Here is a 19115-nt window from a genome sequence, read left to right on the forward strand (position 1 = left end):
TGGGTGAGAGGCGGACGGAGAAGGGGTGGGAAGATCACCTTGGAGCGTTCCGCTGAAGGAGGAGTAGGCGGCTACGGTTGGCCCCGTTACCGGCCATGCGAGGGGCCGCGGCATGTCCGCGGCAAGAAGAGTGGTACCGCAGAGGCTTTCAACGCCTTTGTCTCTTTTTGGAGAGACAAAGGCGTTTTTTCGTGCGCGTCCCCATACCGAGAAGCAGAACAGAAGAGAAAAGGAGAACGCAAGACATGGACTATAATAAGACCGTCAACCTGCCCCAGACCGATTTCCCCATGCGGGCGGGGCTCCCCAGGCGCGAGCCAGAGATGCTCCAGGCGATGTATGACAAGGACCTCTACCACAAGATGGTCGCCCGTAACGACGGGAAACCCCTCTTCGTCCTCCACGACGGGCCTCCCTACGCCAACGGAAACATCCACATCGGTACCGCGCTGAACAAGATCCTCAAGGATATCATCGTCAAAGAGAAAAACATGACGGGCTACTGCTCCCCCTATGTCCCCGGCTGGGACACCCACGGCCTGCCCATCGAATCCGCCATCCTGAAAAACAAAAAGGTGAAGCGGGATGCGCTCACCACCTCCGAGTTTCGGGAGAAGTGCAAGGAGTACGCCCTTGATTTTGTGGACAAGCAGCGGGAGCAGTTCAAGCGCCTGGGCGTGCTGGGAGAGTGGGACGATCCCTACCTCACGCTGAAGCCCCATTTTGAAGCCAAGCAGGTGAAGGTGTTTGGCGAGATGGCCAAAAAGGGCTTTATCTATAAGGGGATGAAGCCGGTGTACTGGTGCCCCCATGACCAGACCGCCCTGGCCGAGGCCGAGATCGAGTATGCCGACGACCCCTGCACCACCATCTTCGTGAAGTTCCCTGTCCGCGACGACAAGGGAATGCTGGCCCAATACTGCGACCTCTCCAAGCTCTTCTTCGTCATCTGGACCACCACGCCCTGGACCATCCCGGGCAATATGGCCATCTGCCTCAACGCCGAGCTGGACTATGTGCTGCTGGAGGTTCCCTCCGGAGAAGTCTATGTCCTGGCCCAGACCCTGGCCGAGGGCGTATGCAAGGCTGCGGGCATTGATTTCGGCGCCTGCAAGGTGCTGGCCACCCTCAAGGGCGCCGCGTTCGAGCTCATGACCGCCGCTCACCCGCTTTTCGACCGGGACTCCGTGATCCTCAACGGTGAGCACGTCACCCTGGACGCCGGCACCGGCTGCGTGCACACCGCCCCCGGCTTCGGCGCGGAGGACTTCCAGATCTGCCAGCAGTACGACAAGGCGGGCCTCACCCACATCGGCGTGCCCGTGCCGGTGAACGCCAAGGGCGTTATGACCGACGAGCGGTACAACGGACAGTTCTACGCCGTGGGCAACGACATGGTGGTGGAGGATCTGGGCGCCTGCGGGGCGCTGCTTGCCAGCGAGAAGATTACCCACTCCTACCCCCACTGCTGGCGCTGCAAGCACCCCATCATCTACCGCGCCACAGAGCAGTGGTTCTGCTCCGTGGACGCCATCAAGGACGCGGCGGTGAAGGCCTGCGACGCCATCCAGTGGAAGCCCGACTGGGGCAAAGACCGCATGACCTCCATGATCACCGAGCGCAACGACTGGTGCATCAGCCGCCAGCGGGTCTGGGGCGTGCCCATCCCCATCTTCTACTGCGACGCCTGCGGCGCGGATATCGTCACCCCTGAGACCATCGACCACGTCTCCGAGCTGTTCCGGGCGCACGGGTCCAACGTCTGGTTCGACCGGGAGGCCGAAGAGCTGCTCCCCGACGGATTCAAATGTCCCAAGTGCGGCCACACCCATTTTACCAAGGAGACCGACATCATGGATGTGTGGTTCGACTCCGGCTCCACCCACGCCGCCGTCCTGGACGAGCGCCCCTATCTCCACTTCCCCGCCGACATCTATCTGGAGGGCGGCGACCAGTACCGCGGCTGGTTCCAATCCTCTATGCTCACCAGCATCGCCGCCAAGGGCGTGGCGCCCTACCGGCAGATCATCACCCACGGCTGGACCGTGGACGGCGAGGGCCGGGCCATGCACAAGTCCCTGGGCAACGCCGTGGCGCCCGAAGAGATCATCAAGGACTACGGCGCGGACATGCTCCGGCTGTGGGTGGCCTCCGCCGACTACACCCAGGATATGCGCATCTCCAAGGACATCATGAAGCAGCTCTCCGAGGCCTACCTCAAGATCCGCAATACCGCCCGGTATATGCTGGGCAACCTGGCGGGCTTTGATCCGGACAGGGATCAGGTGCCCTACGCCCAGATGCAGGCGCTGGACCGGTACGCCCTCTCCCGCTACAACGAGCTGGTAAAGACCGTCCGCGCCGCCTATGACCGGTATGAGTTCCATGCCGTCTACCGCGCGGTTTACAATTTCTGCGTCATCGATCTGTCCAACCTGTACCTGGATGTCATCAAGGACCGTCTCTACTGCGAGGGGGCCTCCTCCCCGGAGCGCCGCTCCGCCCAGACCGCCCTGTATGTCATTCTGGACGGCATGACCCGGCTCATCGCCCCCATCCTGGCCTTTACCTCCGACGAGATCTGGGCCGCCATGCCCCACGCCGCCTCCGACAACGGCGAGAGCGTCCTGCTCAACGACATGCCCGACGCTTCGCCGGCCCTGGCGCTGGACGAGTCCGCCGCCGGGCGCTGGGACAAGCTCATCTCTCTCCGCGACGCCGTGAACAAAGCCCTGGAAAACGCCCGCAAGGCCGGCGTACTCAAGAAGAACCAGGACGCTGAGATCCGGCTCTGGGTTTCGGAGGAGGACGCCGCCTTCCTGAAGGACGTGGATCTGGCCACGCTGTGCATCGTCTCGAAGATGGAGGTCCTCACCGGCGACGGCGAGGGAGAGACGGCGGAGGACTGCCTAGTGCCCGCCACCATCGCTGTGACCCTGTCCGACGCCCCCAAGTGCGTCCGCTGCTGGAACCACAACGGGCATGTGGGCGAGGATCACGACCACGCCGAGCTGTGCCCCCGCTGTGCCGCAGTGGTGAGAGCCCTGTAAGTTCCCGGCCGGATAGACCAAACCGCCGCGGGGAGAATAAGAGAATAAGAGCGGCCCGCCTGATAAGAGGCGGGCCGCTTCTTCGTACAAGGGGAGCGATCTGTGGGATCGCTGCTACCGCTCCAGCAGCTCTTTGGCGGAAATGCCCGGCTCGGTCATGGAGTAGGGGTCCAAAATTTTTTCAAGGGTCTCCTCATCCAGAACGCCCTCCTCCAGGATGAGATCCTTCACGGAGCCGCCGGTCTCAATGGCCCGTTTGGCCAGGTCGGCCGCCGCCTCGTAGCCGATATGGGGGCACAGGGCCGTGATGATGCCCACGCTGTTGTCCACCATGGCCTTGCACCGCGCGGCGTTGGCCGTGATCCCCACGATGCAGTTGTCCACCAGTGTATGTACCGCGTAGGTCAGGGTCTCCACCGACTGGATGAGATGATAAAAGATAATGGGCTCAAAGGCGTTGAGCTCCAACTGTCCGGCCTCCGCCGCCATGGTCACGGTCATGTCTCCGCCAATGATATGGAAGGCCACCTGATTGACCACCTCCGGGATCACCGGGTTTACCTTGCCCGGCATGATGGAGGAGCCGTTCTGGCGGGGCGGCAGGTTGATCTCATTGAAGCCGCAGCGGGGGCCCGAGGAGAGCAGCCTGAGGTCGTTGCACATCTTGGAGAGATTGACCGCACAGGTCTTTACCGCGCCGGAGACAGCCACAAATTCGTCCAGATTCTGGGTGGCGTCAATGAGGTCAAAGGCCTGGATGAGCCGCAGGCCCGTGACCTTGGAGAGATTGGGCACGATGCGGCGGAGGTACTGTTCGTCGGCGTTGATGCCGGTGCCGATGGCGGTGCCGCCCATATTGAGGCAGCGCATCTCATCCTGCGCCCGCTCCAGGCGGACGATGTCCCGGCGGATGGCCTCACTGTAGGCGCGGAATTCCTGCCCCAGACGGATGGGGACCGCGTCCTGCATCTGGGTGCGTCCCATCTTGATCACCCCGTCGAACTCCTCCGCCTTCTGGGTGAGGGCGGCATACAGCCGCTCCAACTGGATCTGAGCACGGATGAGGAGCTTGAGCACTGCCATCTTTCCCGCAGAGGGAAAAACATCGTTGGTGGACTGCCCATAGTTCACATGATCATTGGGATTCACCAGGGCGTAGTCCCCCTTTTCCCCTCCCAGCAGCTCGATGGCCCGGTTGGCGATGACCTCGTTGGCGTTCATGTTGAGACTGGTGCCCGCGCCCCCCTGGATGGGATCCACGATGAAGGCCTCGTGGAGCTTGCCCGCCGCAATCTCGTCACAGGCGCGGACGATGGCGTCCGCCACCCGTTTGTCCAGCAGGCCGATCTCATAGTTGGTGATAGCCGATGCCTTTTTGATCTCGGCAATGGAGTTGATGATCTCCGGGTGCATGGTCAGCCCCGTGATGTGAAAGTTTTCCGCCGCCCGCAGGGACTGTACGCCGTAATACACGTCCTTGGGCACAGACCGCTCTCCAATGGAGTCGTGCTCGGAACGATAGACCGTCTTGACCGCCGCCATAAAAATCCCTCCATGAAATTATAGTTTCATTTTCGAGATTTATTATAGCATGTGTTCCAACATTTGCAAGCATATTTGCAATAAATATTTCAAATGACGGATAACTTGTAAAAATAGCCCCGCCGGATTCCGGCGGGGCTGCTGCAAAAGACGAGGGGCGGGCGGGGCGGAACGGAACTGTGTAAACAGACCCTAGCGGTCGCCTGCCCGAAGGGCGCGCATGGCGTTGAGAATGGCGATGACGGACACCCCCACGTCGGCAAAGACGGCCTCCCACATGTTGGCCATGCCCAGGGCGCCCAGGGCCAGCACCAGCAGCTTCACCCCCAGGGCGAACACGATGTTTTGACGGACAATGCGCAGCGTCTGCTTGGAGATGCGGATGGCGGCGGCGATTTTGGAGGGCTTGTCGTCCATGAGCACGATATCGGCGGCCTCGATGGCGGCGTCGGAGCCCAGGCCGCCCATGGCGATGCCCAGGTCCGCCCTGCTGAGCACGGGAGCGTCGTTAATGCCGTCGCCTACGAAGGCCAGCTTTCCCCTGCCGGTCTTTTCCTTCAGCAGGGCCTCCACACGCTCTACCTTGCCGGCGGGCAGAAGCTGGGTGTGGACCTCATCCAGGCCCAGCCGGGCGGCCACATCCTCGCCCACCGCCCTGGTGTCTCCGGTGAGCATGACAGTCTTGCGGACACCCATGGCCTTGAGGGCGGAGATGGCCTGGACGGCGTCTTCCTTCACCTCGTCGGAGATGACGATGTGTCCCAGATACCGGCCCTCCGACGCCACGTGGACCGTGGTGCCGACCCGGTGGCAGGGGTGCCATTCCACGCCCACGCGCTCCATGAGCTTGTCATTGCCCACGGCCACCGGGATCCCGTCCACCTCGGCCCTCACGCCATGGCCCGCGATCTCCTCCACGTCCGTGACCCGGCCCGCGTCGATTTCCCTGCCGTAGGCCTCCCGCAGGGATCTGGAGATGGGGTGGTCGGAATAGCTCTCCGCTAGGGCGGCCAGCTCCAGCAGCCGTTCCTCCGAGCATTCACCGGGGTGGATGGCGGTGACATTGAATACGCCCTTGGTAAGCGTGCCCGTCTTGTCAAAGACCACGATCTCCGTGTCGGCGAGCACCTCCAGATAGTTGCCGCCCTTGACCAGAATGCCCGCCCGGGAGGCGCCGCCGATGCCGCCGAAGAAGGAGAGCGGCACCGAGATGACCAGGGCGCAGGGGCAGGAGATGACCAGGAAGATAAGGGCTCGGTTGAGGCTCTCCGTCCAGTGCATCAGTCCCAGAAGGGGCGGGACCACGGCCAGCAGGACGGCGGCAATGACCACCACAGGGGTATAGTAGCGGGCGAACTTGGTGATGAAGTTCTCGGCCCGGGCTTTTTTGCTGCTGGAGTTTTCCACTAGGTCCAGGATCTTGGCCACGGTGGACTCCTCAAAGGCTTTGGTCACACGGACCTTCAGGAGGCCGGAGAGATTGACGCAGCCGGAGATCACGTCGTCCCCCGGCTCGGCCTCCCGGGGGAGGGATTCACCGGTGAGGGCGGCGGTGTCCAGTGTGGACTTGCCCTCCAGCACCACGCCGTCCAGGGGCACCCGCTCCCCTGCCTTGATGACGATGGTGTCCCCCACCGACACCTCGTCAGGGTCCACCTGCACCAGCTCGCCGCCCCGCTCTATATTGGCATAGTCGGGCCGGATATCCATCAGGGCGGTGATGGACTGCCGGGACTTGCCCACGGCGTAGGACTGGAAGAGCTCGCCCACCTGATAGAAGAGCATGACGAACACGGCCTCGGGGTACTCGCCGATGCAGAACGCACCCAGAGTGGCCAGCGCCATCAGAAAGTTTTCATCAAAGACCTGACCATGGGAGATGTTCCGCGCCGCCCGCCACAAGACGTCCCAGCCGATGACGGCATAGGGGACCAAAAAGGCGCACAGCCGGAACCAGCCCTCCAACGGAAGGAGGACCGCCGCTGCCAGCAGCACGGCGCTGGCCAGAATGCGCCAGAGGGTTTGCTTCTGCTTCTTGCTCATGATAACAGCCTCCAAAAGCGGGACCTGGGCGTCCGTGTCCAGGTCCTGCGGGTTTACCGGACGATCTGACAGTCGGGCTCCACCTTTTTGCACACCCGGACCACTTCATCCAGCACGGCCTCGAACCGTGCGTCCTCCGCATCCAGCGTGAGCTTCTGCGTCAAAAAACTCACAGTGGCGTCGTTGACGCCGTCGATCTTCTTGATGGCGCCCTCCATCTTGGCGGCACAGTTGGCACAGTCCAGATCGACCAGCTTGAATTTCTTTTTCATGACAAACTTCTCCTCCTTATCAATAACCAATTACATGGGGTAGTATCCTTAGGGGACGCTTCATGTGTCTTACTCGCTGATGTGCTCGATACCCTGGTCCAGAATGGTCCGCACGTGGCCGTCGGCCAGGGCGTAATAGACCTGCTTGCCCTCCCGGCGGTACTTCACCAGTTTCGACTGCTTCAGCGCCCGGAGCTGATGGGAGATGGCCGACTGCGTCATGCCCAGGAGCTGGGCGATGTCGCACACGCACATCTCGGACTCAAAGAGGACGTACAGGATCTTGATGCGGGTGGAATCTCCAAAGATCTTGAAGAGCTCCGCCAGATCGTAGAGGATCTCCTCGTCGGGCATATCCGCGTCCACCTTTTCCACGATCTCCTCATGGATGTGGAAGTCCGCGCACTGCTCCAGCTCCTTCTGTTCCGCCATAAGCTCACCTCAAAAACAAACATATGAGTTATTGTTCATATGTATTATTATATACAGGCCGCGTCAAATGTCAATAGGGGCGGAGAAAAAATTTTTTCTTTGCCCCAAAAGCCGTGTGCGGCATACATTAAGCCTTGTTTTGTCCAAATTTTGTGATATACTATTTGGGCATTTGTTTGTCATACATGATTACTTTGATATAAAGGAGCACGACATGATCACAGTTTCCGACCTGAGCCTTCAGTACAGCGGTCAGCCCCTTTTCTCCCACGTGGATCTGCAGTTCATCAAGGGGAACTGCTACGGCATCATCGGCGCCAACGGCGCAGGCAAGTCCACCTTTTTGAAGATCCTCTCCGGTGAGCTGGAGCCTTCCTCCGGCGAGGTGACCATCCTGCCCAAGACCCGTATGTCCGTCCTTCGGCAGGATCAGAACGCCTACAACGCCTATACCGTCATGGATACGGTCATCATGGGCAACCAGCGCCTTTATGACATCGGCAGGGAGAAGGAGGCCCTCTACGCCAAGGAGGAGATGACGGAGGAGGATGGCATCCGCGCCTGCGAGCTGGAGGAGGAGTACGCCGAGCTGGGCGGCTGGGAGTCTGAGTCCGACGCCTCACGCATCCTCCAGGGCCTGGGGCTGCCCGTGTCCATGCACTACGATGTCATGGAGAACGTGGACGGCCGCCTGAAGGTGAAGGTCCTGCTGGCCCAGGCCCTGTTCGGGAACCCCGACATCCTCCTGCTGGACGAGCCCACCAACAACCTGGACATCAACGCCATCAACTGGCTGGAGGACTTCCTGCTGGACTTTGAGGGCACCGTTATCGTGGTGAGCCATGACCGGCACTTCCTCAATACCATCTGCACCCATATCGTGGACATCGACTACAACAAGATCAAGATGTATGTGGGCAACTACGACTTCTGGTACGACGCCTCCCAGCTCATGCAGAATCTGATGAAGAACCAGAACAAAAAGAACGAGGAGAAGGCCCAGGAGCTCAAGGAGTTCATCTCCCGCTTCTCCGCCAACAAGTCCAAGAGCAAGCAGGCCACCGCCCGCCGGAAGCTGCTGGAGAAGATCACGCTGGAGGAGATCCCCGCCTCCTCCCGCCGCTATCCTTGGGTGGCCTTCAGCCCCGACCGGGAGGTGGGCAAGGACATCCTCTTCGTCACCGAGGTCTCCAAAACGGTGGACGGCGTGAAGCTGCTGGACAAGGTGAGCTTTACGGTGAACCACGGGGACAAAATCGCCTTTGTGGGCGAGAACGAGAACGCCCAGACCGCCCTCTTCAAGATCCTCACCGGCGAGTGGGAGCCCGACGAGGGCACGGTCAAGTGGGGACAGACCGCCACTTGGTCCTATTTCCCCAAGGACAACACCGAGTTCTTCAAGGACTGCGACGACAACCTGGTGGAGTGGCTCCGCCAGTTCTCCTCCGACCCCCACGAGGCCTATCTCCGGGGCTTCCTGGGCCGGATGCTCTTTTCGGGCGACGAGGTATACAAGCCCGTGAAGGTCCTCTCCGGCGGCGAGAAGGTGCGGTGCATGCTCTCCCGGATGATGCTCTCCGGCGCCAATGTGCTGCTGCTGGATCAGCCCACCAACCACCTGGATCTGGAGTCCATCGCCGCCGTGAACAACGGCCTGGAGGCGGTGAAGTGCAACGTCCTCTTCTCCTCTCACGACCATCAGATGGTCCAGACTGTGGCCAACCGCATCTTCGACTTTACCCCCGACGGCAAGCTCATCGACCGGCAGATGACCTATGACGAGTATCTGGAGCGGACCGCGCAGGAGGCTAGGGCCTGAGCCGCGCCTTCCCCATCGGCACCGGCAGGGCGGATTTGCTGAACATTCCCCGATGATCCGGTGGAGGCGGCTGACACGGCCCCCAATTTGTGATATACTATGGCTTGCTGAAGATTGGGAACAGGCCCGGCGCTGGGACGTGTTCACCATTTTCAAATAGGCTCCAAGTGAAAAACCACGCCAAGAGAGGACTGGAACGCATGCGCAAAGAGCTTGTCCTGCCGGTGACCGCCGCCGTGAGCGGCGCGGCCGGCTTTTTCCTGCGCCGCTGGGAGCTGGCCTCCGCTTTCGAGGCGGATACCGGACTGCCCATACCGGGAATGCCCGCCACCTGGGCCCTTATCGCCCTGTCCGCGGCGACGGTGCTGGCGCTGGCCCTGCTGTGCAGGGGCAGCCACCGGGTATTCCCCGGCGGCTATGACGAGGCATTCTCTGCCCGGGGCCGCACCCTCTACATGGCCGGCATGGTGGCGGCCGCCTTCCTCATGGTCATCGCCGGGGCCCTCTTCCTGATGGAGCTGCCTCAGCTCTATGCCGAGGCCAAGCTCCAGACCAAGGGCACCCCCATGCTGGGGCTGCTGCCTAAGGCGTTGCTGGCCGTCCTGGCCCTGTGCTCGGGCTGGAGCCTCTTCCAACTGGGAAAGAACAACTACCGTGGCGAGGGACAGGGGAAATACAGCTCCAGCCTCCTCATTCCGGCCTATACCGCCTGCATGTGGCTCATCGTGGCCTATCAGGCCCGCTCCGGGGACCCTATCATCCTCGACTACGTCTATCAGCTCTTTGCCGTCATCGCCGCGGTGCTGGGCTCCTATTTTATGGCGGGCTTCGGCTTCGAGCGGGCCAAGACCTTTCGGAGCGCCTTCTTCTCCCTGTGCGCCATGTACTTCATCCTGGTCACGCTGGCCGATACCCACGAGCCGGGCTTCCTGGCCCTGTATCTGGCCTTTTTCCTCTATTTTGCCGCCTCTTCCGCGGTGCTGCTCTGCAACGCCCGGCAGCCCCGGGAACCGCGAATGCCGGGGAAGCGGCTTTTGAAGGACACTGAAACAGAAGATTTGAATAGGGAGGGAACCCCTGATGAAGGATAACAACACATTTTATATTACCACGCCCATCTATTACCCCTCGGATAAGCTCCACATCGGCCACACCTACTGTACCGTGGCCACCGACGCCATGGCCCGCTATAAACGGCTGAAGGGCTGCGACGTGCTTTTCCTCACCGGCACCGACGAGCACGGCCAGAAGATCGAGGACAAGGCCAGGGAGGCGGGCATGGAGCCCAAGGCCTTTGTGGACAATATCGTGGAGGGCCCCCGGGGCGTGCTGGATCTGTGGAAGCTGATGGACATCTCCAATGACCGCTTCATCCGCACCACCGACGACTACCACATGGAGTCGGTCCAGAAGATCTTCAAGCGTCTCTATGAACAGGGCGACATCTACAAGGGCAAATACGTGGGCAAGTACTGCAAGCCCTGCGAGTCCTTCTGGACCGAGACGCAGCTGGTGGACGGCAAGTGCCCCGACTGCGGCCGCGAGGTGGTGGACGCCGAGGAGGAGGCCTATTTCTTCCGCCTCTCCAAATACGCGGGCCGCATCCAGGAGCTGCTGGAGAACACCGACTTCCTGGAGCCCCGCAGTCGGGTGAACGAGATGGTGAACAATTTCATCAAGCCCGGCCTGGAGGATCTGTGCGTCTCCCGGACCAGCTTTACCTGGGGCGTGCCTGTGGACTTCGATCCGGGCCACGTGGTCTATGTGTGGATCGACGCCCTCTCCAACTATATCAACGCCCTGGGCTATGAGAACGGCAAATACCATGACTTTGAGAAGTACTGGCCCGCCGACGTCCACTTTGTGGGCAAGGAGATCGTCCGCTTCCACTCCATCATCTGGCCCGCCATCCTCATGGCGCTGGACCTGCCCCTCCCCAAGAAGGTGTACGGCCACGGCTGGCTGCTGCTGGACGGCGGCAAGATGTCCAAATCCAAGGGCAACGTGGTGGACCCCTATGTACTGGCCGAACGCTATGGCGTGGACGCCCTGCGGTACTTCCTGCTGCGGGAGTTCCCCTTCGGCTCCGACGGCAATTTTTCCAACGAGGCCCTCATCGGGCGCATCAATACCGACCTTGCCAACGACCTGGGCAATCTGGTGAGCCGGACCGTGTCCATGGCGGGCAAGTATTTTGAGGGCGGCCGCCTTCCGGAGGAGCAGGCCGAGGGGCCGGAAGACGCCGAGCTCATCGCCCTGTGCGCCGGCGTGCGGGACCGGTATGAGCAGCACATGGAGAAATTCGCCTTCCAGGAGGCCCTGGTGGACGTCTTTGCCGTAGTCTCCCGCGCCAACAAGTATATCGACGAGACCAAGCCCTGGGTGCTGGGCAAGGAGGAGGCCCACAAGGCCCGCCTGGCCCGGGTGATGTACAACCTGCTGGAGAGCATCCGCATCTCTGCGGTGCTGCTGCGGCCCTTCATGCCCTCCACCTGCGAAAAGATCTTTGCCCAGGTGGGCGCGGGGAGCGAGGCGCAGTCCTGGGCGAGCGCCGGAACTTGGGGCGTTCTGCCCGCCGGTGTGGCCGTCAAGCGGGGCGAGAACCTCTTCCCCCGCATCGATATGGAAAAGGAGCTGAAGGAATTGGAATCTATGGAGAAAAAGCCCGCCGAGGCTGCCGCTCCGGCGCCCGAGGCCAAGGCCGAGGGCAAGCAGGAGGCGCCTGCCGCCCCGGCGTATATTACCATTGACGACTTTGACAAGGTGAAGTTCGTGACCGCCAAGGTCCTGGCCTGTGAGGCCGTGCCCAAGTCCAGCAAGCTGCTGCGCTTCACCCTGGACTGCGGGGAGGAGTTCCCCCGGCAGATCCTTTCCGGCATCCACGAGTGGTATGAGCCCGAGGCGCTGGTGGGCAAGACCGTGGTGGCCTGCACCAACCTCAAGCCCCGGAAGATGATGGGGATCATGTCCAACGGTATGCTCATCTCTGCGGTGAAGGAGGAACCCGACGGTACGGAGAAGCTCCATCTCATCATCCTGGACGACAAGGTGCCCGCCGGCTACGGTCTGTGCTGAGATGCTGAATAAAACCGTGCGCCCCGCCTTTCGGCGGGGCGCACGGTTTTATATTCGCTCCCCTCCCGCCGCAGCAGACGGCGGCAGGTGTGGTCGATGGCCAGGGCACCCAACGGCGCGGTGAGCAGGATGGAGACCGGGGCGCCCAGCAGGGCGGAGGCCCGCGGGCTCCCGCCCTGAGCCATGCCGGTAAAGGAGGAGAAGAGCACAATGACGAATACGTCGTCCACTGAAGCGCCGGCCAGGATCATCTGCGGGATGCCCTTTTCCGCTCCATAGCCCTCCTCCAGGAGCCGGAGCATCCGGGGAACGAGCACCGCCGGGGAGACCGCGCCCACCACCGCGCCCATGACGGCGGCATCCAGAGTGGACACTCCCATCAGCCGGGGAGCCAGCAGCACCATCCCCAGCACCTCCAGGCCGGCGGGCAGGAAGCACAGCAGCAGAGCGGGCCTGCCTTGTTTTTTCCCGCAAAGTATTGTATCATGAGGGCAGAATCATCCCCGGACATGTGCCGGAAGGAGGCTTTTCCATGATTTTCGACACCCACGCCCACTACTATGACGGGGCCTTCGACCCGGACCGGGACGAACTGCTTGCGGCCCTCCCCTCCATGGGGGTGGCTCTGGTGGTCTGCCCCGGCTGCGATCTGGAGTCCTCCCGGGCCTCCGTCGCCCTGGCGGAAAAATTCGGCTATCTTTACGCCGCCGTGGGCTTCCACCCGGAGAACCTGGAGGGGGCCTCTCTGGACCAGCTCGACCAGGTGCGGACCATGTCCGCCCACCCCAAGGTGAAGGCCATAGGAGAGATCGGTCTGGACTACTACTGGGTCAAGACCCCCGAGGCCCGGGCCTTCTCACGGGATTTTTTTGACGCCCAGCTCTCCCTCGCGGAGGAGCTGGACCTGCCTGCCGTCGTCCATGACCGGGACGCACACCGGGACTGTCTGGACATCGTGCGGGCCCATCCCGGCTGCCGGGGGGTGTTCCACTGCTATTCGGGCAGCGTCGAGGATGCGAAGGTACTGCTGGATCGGGGCTGGATGCTCTCCTTTACCGGGAACATCACCTTTGCCAATGCCCGGCGTGGCCCCGAGGTGGTGAAATTTATGCCCGTGGACCGCCTGATGCTGGAGACCGACGCCCCCTATATGGCCCCCGAGCCCTTCCGTGGAAAGCGGTGCGACTCCACCATGATCCGCCTCACCGCCGAGCGGGTGGCCGAGTGGAAGGGGCTCTCCGCAGAGGAAGTGCTGGACATCACGCTGGAGAACGGGGAGCGGTTCTTCGGTATCGACTGAAGGGAAGGATAAGTATGGAAACCATCTCCTATGAGTACGGCGACGCGCTGTATGTCAACCTCACCAACCGCTGCGACTGCGCCTGTATCTTCTGCCTGCGCAACAACGGCCACAAGGGCTCCATCTATGCCGACGACCTGTGGCTGGAGCATGAGCCCAGCCGGGAGGAGGCTCTGAGGGACCTGCTCTCCCGGGACCTCTCCCGGTATACCGAGCTGGTGTTCTGCGGCTTCGGCGAGCCCACCTACCGGATCGACGACCTGCTGTGGCTGGTGGACGAGCTGAAAAAGGCGGTGCCCCATCTGCCGCCGGTGCGCATCAATACCAACGGCCATGCCAACCTCATCCATGGCCGGGATGTGACGCCCGGGCTGGCCGGACGTATCGATGTGCTCTCTATTTCCCTCAACGGCTCCACCCCTGAGGAGTATGTGGCCGTCACCCGCCCCAGGGAGGGGGCGAAGGCATGGGACGCCATGCTGGACTTTACCCGCAGCGCAGCCCAGTACGTCCCCACCGTCATGATGACCATCGTCAACAAGGACAAGACGCCGGAGGAGATCGAGGCCTGCCGCCGGATGTGTGAGCGCCTGGGGGCCACCCTCCGGGTGCGGGAATACATTCCGGACTGAAATGCAAAAAACGTCGGAGAGGCATAAGCGGGCGTGCGTAAGACAGCATTGAGTACGCCCGAAGAATCCTAAACTTCTTCGGGCGTTTCCCTGTGTGAATGATAGGCTTTCCATATTTTGCTGATATACTTTGTTCAGCAAAAGAGTGAGAAAAATCGAAATTTGAGGATTGAATATGAATATACTACTTCTTTCTGGAAGCCCCAGAAAGAATGGAAATACCAATGCGATTGTGCAACGGGTCGCCGAAAGATTAAAGACAAACCACAACGTGGAAATTTGCCGCATCACAGACTATCAGATCAACGGTTGTTTGGGCTGCAATCACTGCCAAAGCGTTCTGGATAAACCCGGCTGTGTGCAGGATGATGATGTGACCCGGCTGTTGGGCAAGGTCATGGACGCCGCTGTACGGGCACTCTTACTCAGGGCAGTTAAAGCTTCTGATGGATCGTCATGTAGCGCTGTTCAAATTTGTCGGAGGCTCTGACAAGGCTGTGGACGAAATGGAAATCAAGTCCTTTATTGAGAATAGGCCCGTGGGACTGATTGTTTCCTGTCAGGGACCAGGGGAAAACAATACGGAACTGGTACAAATGCAGTTCCGCAAATTCTGCGAATCCTCTTTGGCCTTCTGTTTGGGTACGTATATCTTCCCATGGTGTTCTCCTGATGTGATAGGCAGCCAATTCTCTGAAGATACACTCAATCGGATTGTCTGTAATGTGGAAGCTCAGAATAAGTGAAATAATTTTATCAAACAAACAGGCATGACTTAAAACATCAGCTATGCTCATGTGCGCGTTTCGGCGCGGGATTGCTATATCTTTAGTTATAAAGAGTTCGACAATTCCAGTTTGTCGGGATGCTGCAAAATCCTTTCGGAACAAAAGGACGCACTTCTATACTCTCCTATCAGGAGTATTGTACGTCCTGCGCAACTTCATTCTCCGTCAGCAAGTTTGAATATCATGCAGAAAACAATCCTCCGTATGATTGCAGCATACGGAGGATTCACTGTTTCACGGACGCCGCCCAATGCCCCTCCGACGTTTTTTTACGCCGCGGCGTCCTCCAGCTCGTGGTAGGCCTCGGCCTCGCTGTCCGCTGAAAAGAGGAAGCGGCCCGCTCTGTCGTAGACCTCCACATGCCCTCTGACCCATTTCATCGTGTACTCCATTTCGTACCGCTCCTTTCTGTTCCTTCAGGATGGTATCAGTATATCGGAGTACATGTCCCATAAAACGGACTTTTAGAAAAACTCCATGGCGCGGCAATGCGCGCCATGGAGCTGAGCGCACGGCGTCCGCGCGCAGAGCGAATGGATGGGGGGAAGAATGGCGCCCTGGGCTATGTTTCATAGCGGACCTTCTTCCGCCGATACCAGACGTAGTTGAATACGTTGCCCAGGATCAGGATATTCCCGCACAGATACAGCCACACCAGCAGGATGATGACCGAGGCTAGGGAGCCGTACACCAGAGAATATCGGGAGGACATACCGATGAACCAGGAAAAAAGCATGGAGGCGCACACCAGCGCGGCGGAGGCCAGCACCCCGCCGGTGAGGATGGGCGGCCGGGGCTTGCCTCTGGGGGCCGCCATGCGATAGGTGAGCAGGACAAAGAGCATGACCAGACAGAAGAGGACCCAAAAGCGGATCCACTGCCAGTCCCCCACCACCTGCCTCACCCAGGGCAGATAGGTCTCCACCAGATGGAGGAACCAGCTTCCGGTGAGGAGGACCGCCAGGGAGAGGTAGATGGTGATAAGAAACAGAACGGAGAAAGCCACGCTGGCCACGACCTGGCCTACCCCTCGATAGGTGGTGCGCCCATAGATGTCCGCCATGATGTTCATGAGGGCCCGAAAGGCCGCGGAGGCGGAAAAGAGCGTCATGGTGAGGCCCGCGAAGAGCATGGCGTTGGACTGGTTATCGGTGATGTAGAGGATATAGTCCCCCAGGATGGAACGGCTCTCCTTGGGGAGAAATTCCTCGGTCCCGGCGAGGATCAGGTTCACGTCCAGGTGCAGCAGCCCCACAAAAGCATTGACGCAGATCAGCACCGGAAAGAAGCTGAGAATGAGAAAATAGGCCAGCTCCGCGGCGGACCTGGACACCCGGCGGTCAAAATATACCTCCAGGATCTCGCGCACAAACCGCACCCCAGCGGATTCCCACAGCCGCCTCATCCTCTCGCCTGCCTCTCTGTTTTGAAATGAGTTTATACAGTATATCATAGTGTGCCAGAAATTTCAAATCCCACTCATAGCGTCCCGCAGGTCCGCATATGGTGTTAGAGAACAGAAGAAAGGACGGGGATGCCGATGAGAAGGGGACAAGGCCGGTGGTCAAAAATGCTCCGGCGGGGGACGGCCCTCTTTTTGACCACGGTCACGGTGTGGGTGCTGTCGCTGACAGCGGACATGGGAGCGGCGGCCCAGACGTTCCAGACACTGGCGGAGAGCCCCGCCTTTGTCTCCGCCGCCCTCCGGGCGGAGCTGGGGAACCTCACGCTGGAGGACGACCCCATGAACGGCCTGGAAGGCTGGCAACGGCTGGTCCTCCGCCAATCCCCGGCGCTCATGGCGTTTGAAGGCGGGCCGGACCTCTCCGGGGAACAGCCGGAGCAGGAGCCGGGGGCCACGCAGGCCCCCTCCATGGAGCCGGACGACCCGGAGGACCCCCACCAGCTTCCGGAGGTGACGACGGCCCCGGAGGACATCGTTGGAAAGACACTCCTCCCGGTCAGCGCCGACGGCTATGACGCCGCCCAGGGGGTGTACATCGAGAACCGGCCCGGACTGCCCCTGGATGTGGCCGCGCTGGCCTCCGCCCAACTGGAACTCACCCTTCCGGAGGAGGGCCCGCAGGTACTCATCATGCACACCCACGGCAGCGAGGCCTATACCCCGGACGGCGAGGACGTCTACACTCCCAGCGGGGAATGCCGCACGACAGACAAGACCCACAGCGTGGTCCGGGTGGGAGAGGAGATCGCCCAGGTGCTCACCGAGATGGGGCTCTCGGTGATCCATGACACCGAGCTCTATGACTACCCGGAGTACAACGGCTCCTATGACCGCTCCCTGGCGGCGGTGGAGACCTACCTGGAGCGGTATCCGACCATCAAGGTGGTGATGGACGTCCACCGGGACGCGCTGATCGGCGAGGACGGCACCATTTACAAACCCATTACCACCATCAATAGTGAAAAATGTGCCCAGGTCATGCTGGTCATGGGCTCGGACGCCAAGTACACGCACCCGAACTGGCGGCAGAACCTGAGCCTGGCGGTGAAGATCCAGAAGGAGATGAACACCCTCTGGCCCACCCTGGCCCGGCCCATCGGCCTACGGGAAAACCGCTACAATCAACAGCTCACCACCGGCTCCTTGCTGGTGGAGGTGGGCTCTCACGGCAACACCCTCCAAGAGGCCCTGGCTGCGGCGCGTATGTTCGCCCGGGCCGCGGGGGCGGTGCTGCTGGAGCAGGAGTGAGCCCATGCGCAAACGCCCCCCTGTGCAGCGCCGTTTTGCTGCACAGGGGGGCGTCTCTCTCGTGGGGCAAATTTACCCCAGGGCCTGCGCTAGGTCCTCCAGGATGTCGTCGATATGCTCCGTGCCGATGGAAAGCCGGATGGTGTTGGGCTTGATGCCCTGGTCCAGCAGCTCTTCCGGGCTGAGCTGAGAGTGGGTGGTGGTGGCCGGGTGAATGACCAGGCTCTTCACATCGGCCACATTGGCCAGCAGGGAGAAGATATTCAGATTGTCGATAAACCGCTGAGCCTCCTCCTGTCCGCCCTTGATCTCAAAGGTAAAAATGGAGGCGCCGCCGTTGGGGAAATACTTCTGATACAGGGCGTGGTCCGGGTGCTCCGGCAGGGAGGGGTGATTTACGCGCTCCACCTTGGGGTGCCTGCTCAGGTAGTCCACCACCTTCCTGGTGTTCTCCGCATGGCGGTCCAGCCGCAGGGAGAGGGTCTCCACCCCCTGGAGCAGCAGAAAGGCGTTGAAGGGAGAGATGGTGGCGCCGGTGTCCCGCAGGAGAATGGCGCGGATATAGGTGACAAAGGCGGCGGGGCCGGCGGCGTCCGCAAAGGATACGCCGTGATAGCTGGGGTTGGACTCGGCGATGGGGGCGTACTTCCCCGCGGCCTTCCAGTCGAATTTGCCGGAGTCCACAATGATGCCGCCCAGGGTGGTGCCATGGCCGCCCAGGAACTTGGTGGCCGAGTGGACCACGATATCGGCGCCATGCGCAATGGGACGGATGAGATAGGGCGTGCCGAAGGTGTTGTCGATGACCAGGGGCAGACCGTGCCTGTGGGCGATGGCGGCGATGGCGTCAATGTCCGGGATGTCGCTGTTGGGATTGCCCAGCGTTTCCAGGTAAATTGCCTTGGTGTTTGGCCGGATTGCTCCCTCCACCTGGGACAGGTCGTGGGCGTCCACAAAGGTAGTGGAGATCCCGAACTGGGGCAGGGTGTGGGCCAGAAGGTTATAGCTGCCGCCGTAAATGGTCTTTTGGGCTACGATATGCTCCCCCGCCTGGGCCAGAGCCTGGACGGCGTAAGTGATGGCCGCCGCGCCGGAGGCCAGCGCCAGGGCCGCCACGCCGCCCTCCAGGGCCGCCACGCGCTGCTCCAGCACGTCCTGGGTGGGATTGGTGAGACGCCCGTAGATATTGCCCGCGTCGGAGAGTCCGAACCGGGCCGCGGCCTGGGCGCAGTCGCGGAACACGTAGGAGGTGGTCTGATAGATGGGTACCGGCCGGGCGCCGGTGGCGGGATCGGGCTGCTCCTGACCCGCGTGGAGCTGGAGGGTCTCAAAGCGATAGGTGTCGTGGTTCATAAAAAATACCCGCTTTCTTTTTGATTTTTTTGGTGTCCACTCAAAAAGCGGCGCGGTACATTCGGCTGTTCCGCCACCGGCACAGCCCGGTTTCCA

The 19115-nt window shown here is 61.1% G+C and carries 16 protein-coding genes, 1 pseudogene and 1 other annotated feature (1 of these 18 cut by a window edge); of the genes and pseudogenes, 8 read left to right on the plus strand and 9 right to left on the minus strand.

Features of this window, described 5'->3' with window-relative positions:
- Positions 1–168, plus strand: a binding site (T-box leader); it begins 57 nt to the left of the window's first position.
- A 77-nt stretch (positions 169–245) separates the two neighbouring features.
- Positions 246–3050 carry an isoleucine--tRNA ligase gene (gene ileS, locus SRB521_RS00500; RefSeq protein WP_116721581.1) on the plus strand — a complete coding sequence of 935 codons (2805 nt, stop codon included), beginning with the start codon at positions 246–248 and terminating at the stop codon, positions 3048–3050.
- 114 nt (positions 3051–3164) lie between these two features.
- Here ileS and SRB521_RS00505 read toward each other — a convergent pair whose 3' ends face one another.
- From SRB521_RS00505 to SRB521_RS00520, 4 genes are all read right to left on the minus strand, one after another.
- The gene (locus SRB521_RS00505) at positions 3165–4592 is read right to left on the minus strand and encodes an aspartate ammonia-lyase (RefSeq protein WP_033118780.1); all 1428 of its coding nucleotides are present in this window, start codon (positions 4590–4592) and stop codon (positions 3165–3167) included.
- 192 nt (positions 4593–4784) lie between these two features.
- Complete coding sequence (locus SRB521_RS00510) at positions 4785–6635, minus strand: heavy metal translocating P-type ATPase (protein ID WP_033118781.1); 1851 nt, start codon at positions 6633–6635, stop codon at positions 4785–4787.
- A 53-nt stretch (positions 6636–6688) separates the two neighbouring features.
- Entirely contained in the window at positions 6689–6907 is a 219-nt protein-coding gene (locus tag SRB521_RS00515; protein ID WP_033118782.1) for a cation transporter, read from the minus strand.
- A 69-nt stretch (positions 6908–6976) separates the two neighbouring features.
- Entirely contained in the window at positions 6977–7339 is a 363-nt protein-coding gene (locus tag SRB521_RS00520; RefSeq protein ID WP_033118783.1) for an ArsR/SmtB family transcription factor, read from the minus strand.
- A gap of 214 nt (positions 7340–7553) precedes the next feature.
- On the opposite strand from SRB521_RS00520, the gene SRB521_RS00525 reads away from it, so the two are divergent.
- From SRB521_RS00525 to metG, 3 genes are all read left to right on the plus strand, one after another.
- Positions 7554–9158: an ABC-F family ATP-binding cassette domain-containing protein gene (locus tag SRB521_RS00525; RefSeq protein WP_116721580.1), complete on the plus strand. Its 1605-nt coding sequence runs from the start codon at positions 7554–7556 to the stop codon at positions 9156–9158.
- Positions 9159–9358: 200 nt separating this feature from the next.
- The gene (locus tag SRB521_RS00530; RefSeq protein ID WP_207215986.1) at positions 9359–10249 is read left to right on the plus strand and encodes a hypothetical protein; all 891 of its coding nucleotides are present in this window, start codon (positions 9359–9361) and stop codon (positions 10247–10249) included.
- Entirely contained in the window at positions 10239–12233 is a 1995-nt protein-coding gene (gene metG / locus SRB521_RS00535; RefSeq protein WP_116721579.1) for a methionine--tRNA ligase, read from the plus strand. The genes SRB521_RS00530 and metG overlap by 11 nt, the downstream gene beginning before the upstream one ends.
- Here metG and SRB521_RS00540 read toward each other — a convergent pair.
- Positions 12218–12700, minus strand: a pseudogene (locus SRB521_RS00540) (cation:proton antiporter domain-containing protein); the annotation flags it as partial. The gene metG and the pseudogene SRB521_RS00540 sit on opposite strands and share 16 nt — an antisense overlap.
- A gap of 65 nt (positions 12701–12765) precedes the next feature.
- Between SRB521_RS00540 and SRB521_RS00545 the strand changes: the two are divergent.
- From SRB521_RS00545 to SRB521_RS16835, 3 genes are all read left to right on the plus strand, one after another.
- On the plus strand, positions 12766–13533 hold the full coding sequence (locus SRB521_RS00545; protein ID WP_058116822.1) for a TatD family hydrolase: 768 nt from the start codon (positions 12766–12768) through the stop codon (positions 13531–13533).
- 14 nt (positions 13534–13547) lie between these two features.
- Positions 13548–14165, plus strand: a complete 618-nt coding sequence (locus tag SRB521_RS00550; RefSeq protein WP_116721578.1) for a TatD family nuclease-associated radical SAM protein — start codon at positions 13548–13550, stop codon at positions 14163–14165.
- Between the two features lie 175 nt (positions 14166–14340).
- On the plus strand, positions 14341–14655 hold the full coding sequence (locus SRB521_RS16835) for a flavodoxin family protein (protein WP_075704961.1): 315 nt from the start codon (positions 14341–14343) through the stop codon (positions 14653–14655).
- Here SRB521_RS16835 and SRB521_RS16390 read toward each other — a convergent pair.
- The 3 genes from SRB521_RS16390 to SRB521_RS00565 form a co-directional block, all read right to left on the minus strand.
- Entirely contained in the window at positions 14600–15055 is a 456-nt protein-coding gene (locus SRB521_RS16390; RefSeq protein ID WP_195614760.1) for a hypothetical protein, read from the minus strand. The genes SRB521_RS16835 and SRB521_RS16390 overlap by 56 nt on opposite strands.
- A gap of 167 nt (positions 15056–15222) precedes the next feature.
- A complete protein-coding gene (locus SRB521_RS16600) occupies positions 15223–15345 on the minus strand; it encodes a hypothetical protein (protein ID WP_257534796.1) in 123 nt (40 codons plus the stop codon).
- 170 nt (positions 15346–15515) lie between these two features.
- Positions 15516–16322, minus strand: a complete 807-nt coding sequence (locus SRB521_RS00565; protein ID WP_242943969.1) for a YihY/virulence factor BrkB family protein — start codon at positions 16320–16322, stop codon at positions 15516–15518.
- A 171-nt stretch (positions 16323–16493) separates the two neighbouring features.
- On the opposite strand from SRB521_RS00565, the gene spoIIP reads away from it, so the two are divergent.
- Positions 16494–17666, plus strand: a complete 1173-nt coding sequence (spoIIP, locus tag SRB521_RS00570; RefSeq protein WP_116721637.1) for a stage II sporulation protein P — start codon at positions 16494–16496, stop codon at positions 17664–17666.
- A 72-nt stretch (positions 17667–17738) separates the two neighbouring features.
- On the opposite strand, the gene SRB521_RS00575 is transcribed toward spoIIP, so the two are convergent.
- Complete coding sequence (locus tag SRB521_RS00575; protein ID WP_116721576.1) at positions 17739–19019, minus strand: O-acetylhomoserine aminocarboxypropyltransferase/cysteine synthase family protein; 1281 nt, start codon at positions 19017–19019, stop codon at positions 17739–17741.
- Positions 19020–19115 lie beyond the last annotated feature (96 nt).

The organism is Intestinimonas butyriciproducens (genome assembly GCF_004154955.1).
In the GTDB taxonomy this organism is placed as follows: Bacteria; Bacillota; Clostridia; order Oscillospirales; family Oscillospiraceae; genus Intestinimonas; species Intestinimonas butyriciproducens.

Coding starts and splice junctions, on each gene's coding strand:
- SRB521_RS00515 (WP_033118782.1), bottom strand. CDS start 6,907: ATGAAAAAGAAATTCAAGCTGGTCGATCTGGACTGTGCCAACTGTGCC.
- SRB521_RS00545 (WP_058116822.1), top strand. CDS start 12,766: ATGATTTTCGACACCCACGCCCACTACTATGACGGGGCCTTCGACCCG.
- ileS (WP_116721581.1), top strand. CDS start 246: ATGGACTATAATAAGACCGTCAACCTGCCCCAGACCGATTTCCCCATG.
- SRB521_RS16835 (WP_075704961.1), top strand. CDS start 14,341: ATGAATATACTACTTCTTTCTGGAAGCCCCAGAAAGAATGGAAATACC.
- SRB521_RS00510 (WP_033118781.1), bottom strand. CDS start 6,635: ATGAGCAAGAAGCAGAAGCAAACCCTCTGGCGCATTCTGGCCAGCGCC.
- SRB521_RS00525 (WP_116721580.1), top strand. CDS start 7,554: ATGATCACAGTTTCCGACCTGAGCCTTCAGTACAGCGGTCAGCCCCTT.
- spoIIP (WP_116721637.1), top strand. CDS start 16,494: ATGAGAAGGGGACAAGGCCGGTGGTCAAAAATGCTCCGGCGGGGGACG.
- SRB521_RS00520 (WP_033118783.1), bottom strand. CDS start 7,339: ATGGCGGAACAGAAGGAGCTGGAGCAGTGCGCGGACTTCCACATCCAT.
- SRB521_RS16600 (WP_257534796.1), bottom strand. CDS start 15,345: ATGGAGTACACGATGAAATGGGTCAGAGGGCATGTGGAGGTCTACGAC.
- SRB521_RS00505 (WP_033118780.1), bottom strand. CDS start 4,592: ATGGCGGCGGTCAAGACGGTCTATCGTTCCGAGCACGACTCCATTGGA.
- SRB521_RS00550 (WP_116721578.1), top strand. CDS start 13,548: ATGGAAACCATCTCCTATGAGTACGGCGACGCGCTGTATGTCAACCTC.
- SRB521_RS00575 (WP_116721576.1), bottom strand. CDS start 19,019: ATGAACCACGACACCTATCGCTTTGAGACCCTCCAGCTCCACGCGGGT.
- metG (WP_116721579.1), top strand. CDS start 10,239: ATGAAGGATAACAACACATTTTATATTACCACGCCCATCTATTACCCC.
- SRB521_RS00530 (WP_207215986.1), top strand. CDS start 9,359: ATGCGCAAAGAGCTTGTCCTGCCGGTGACCGCCGCCGTGAGCGGCGCG.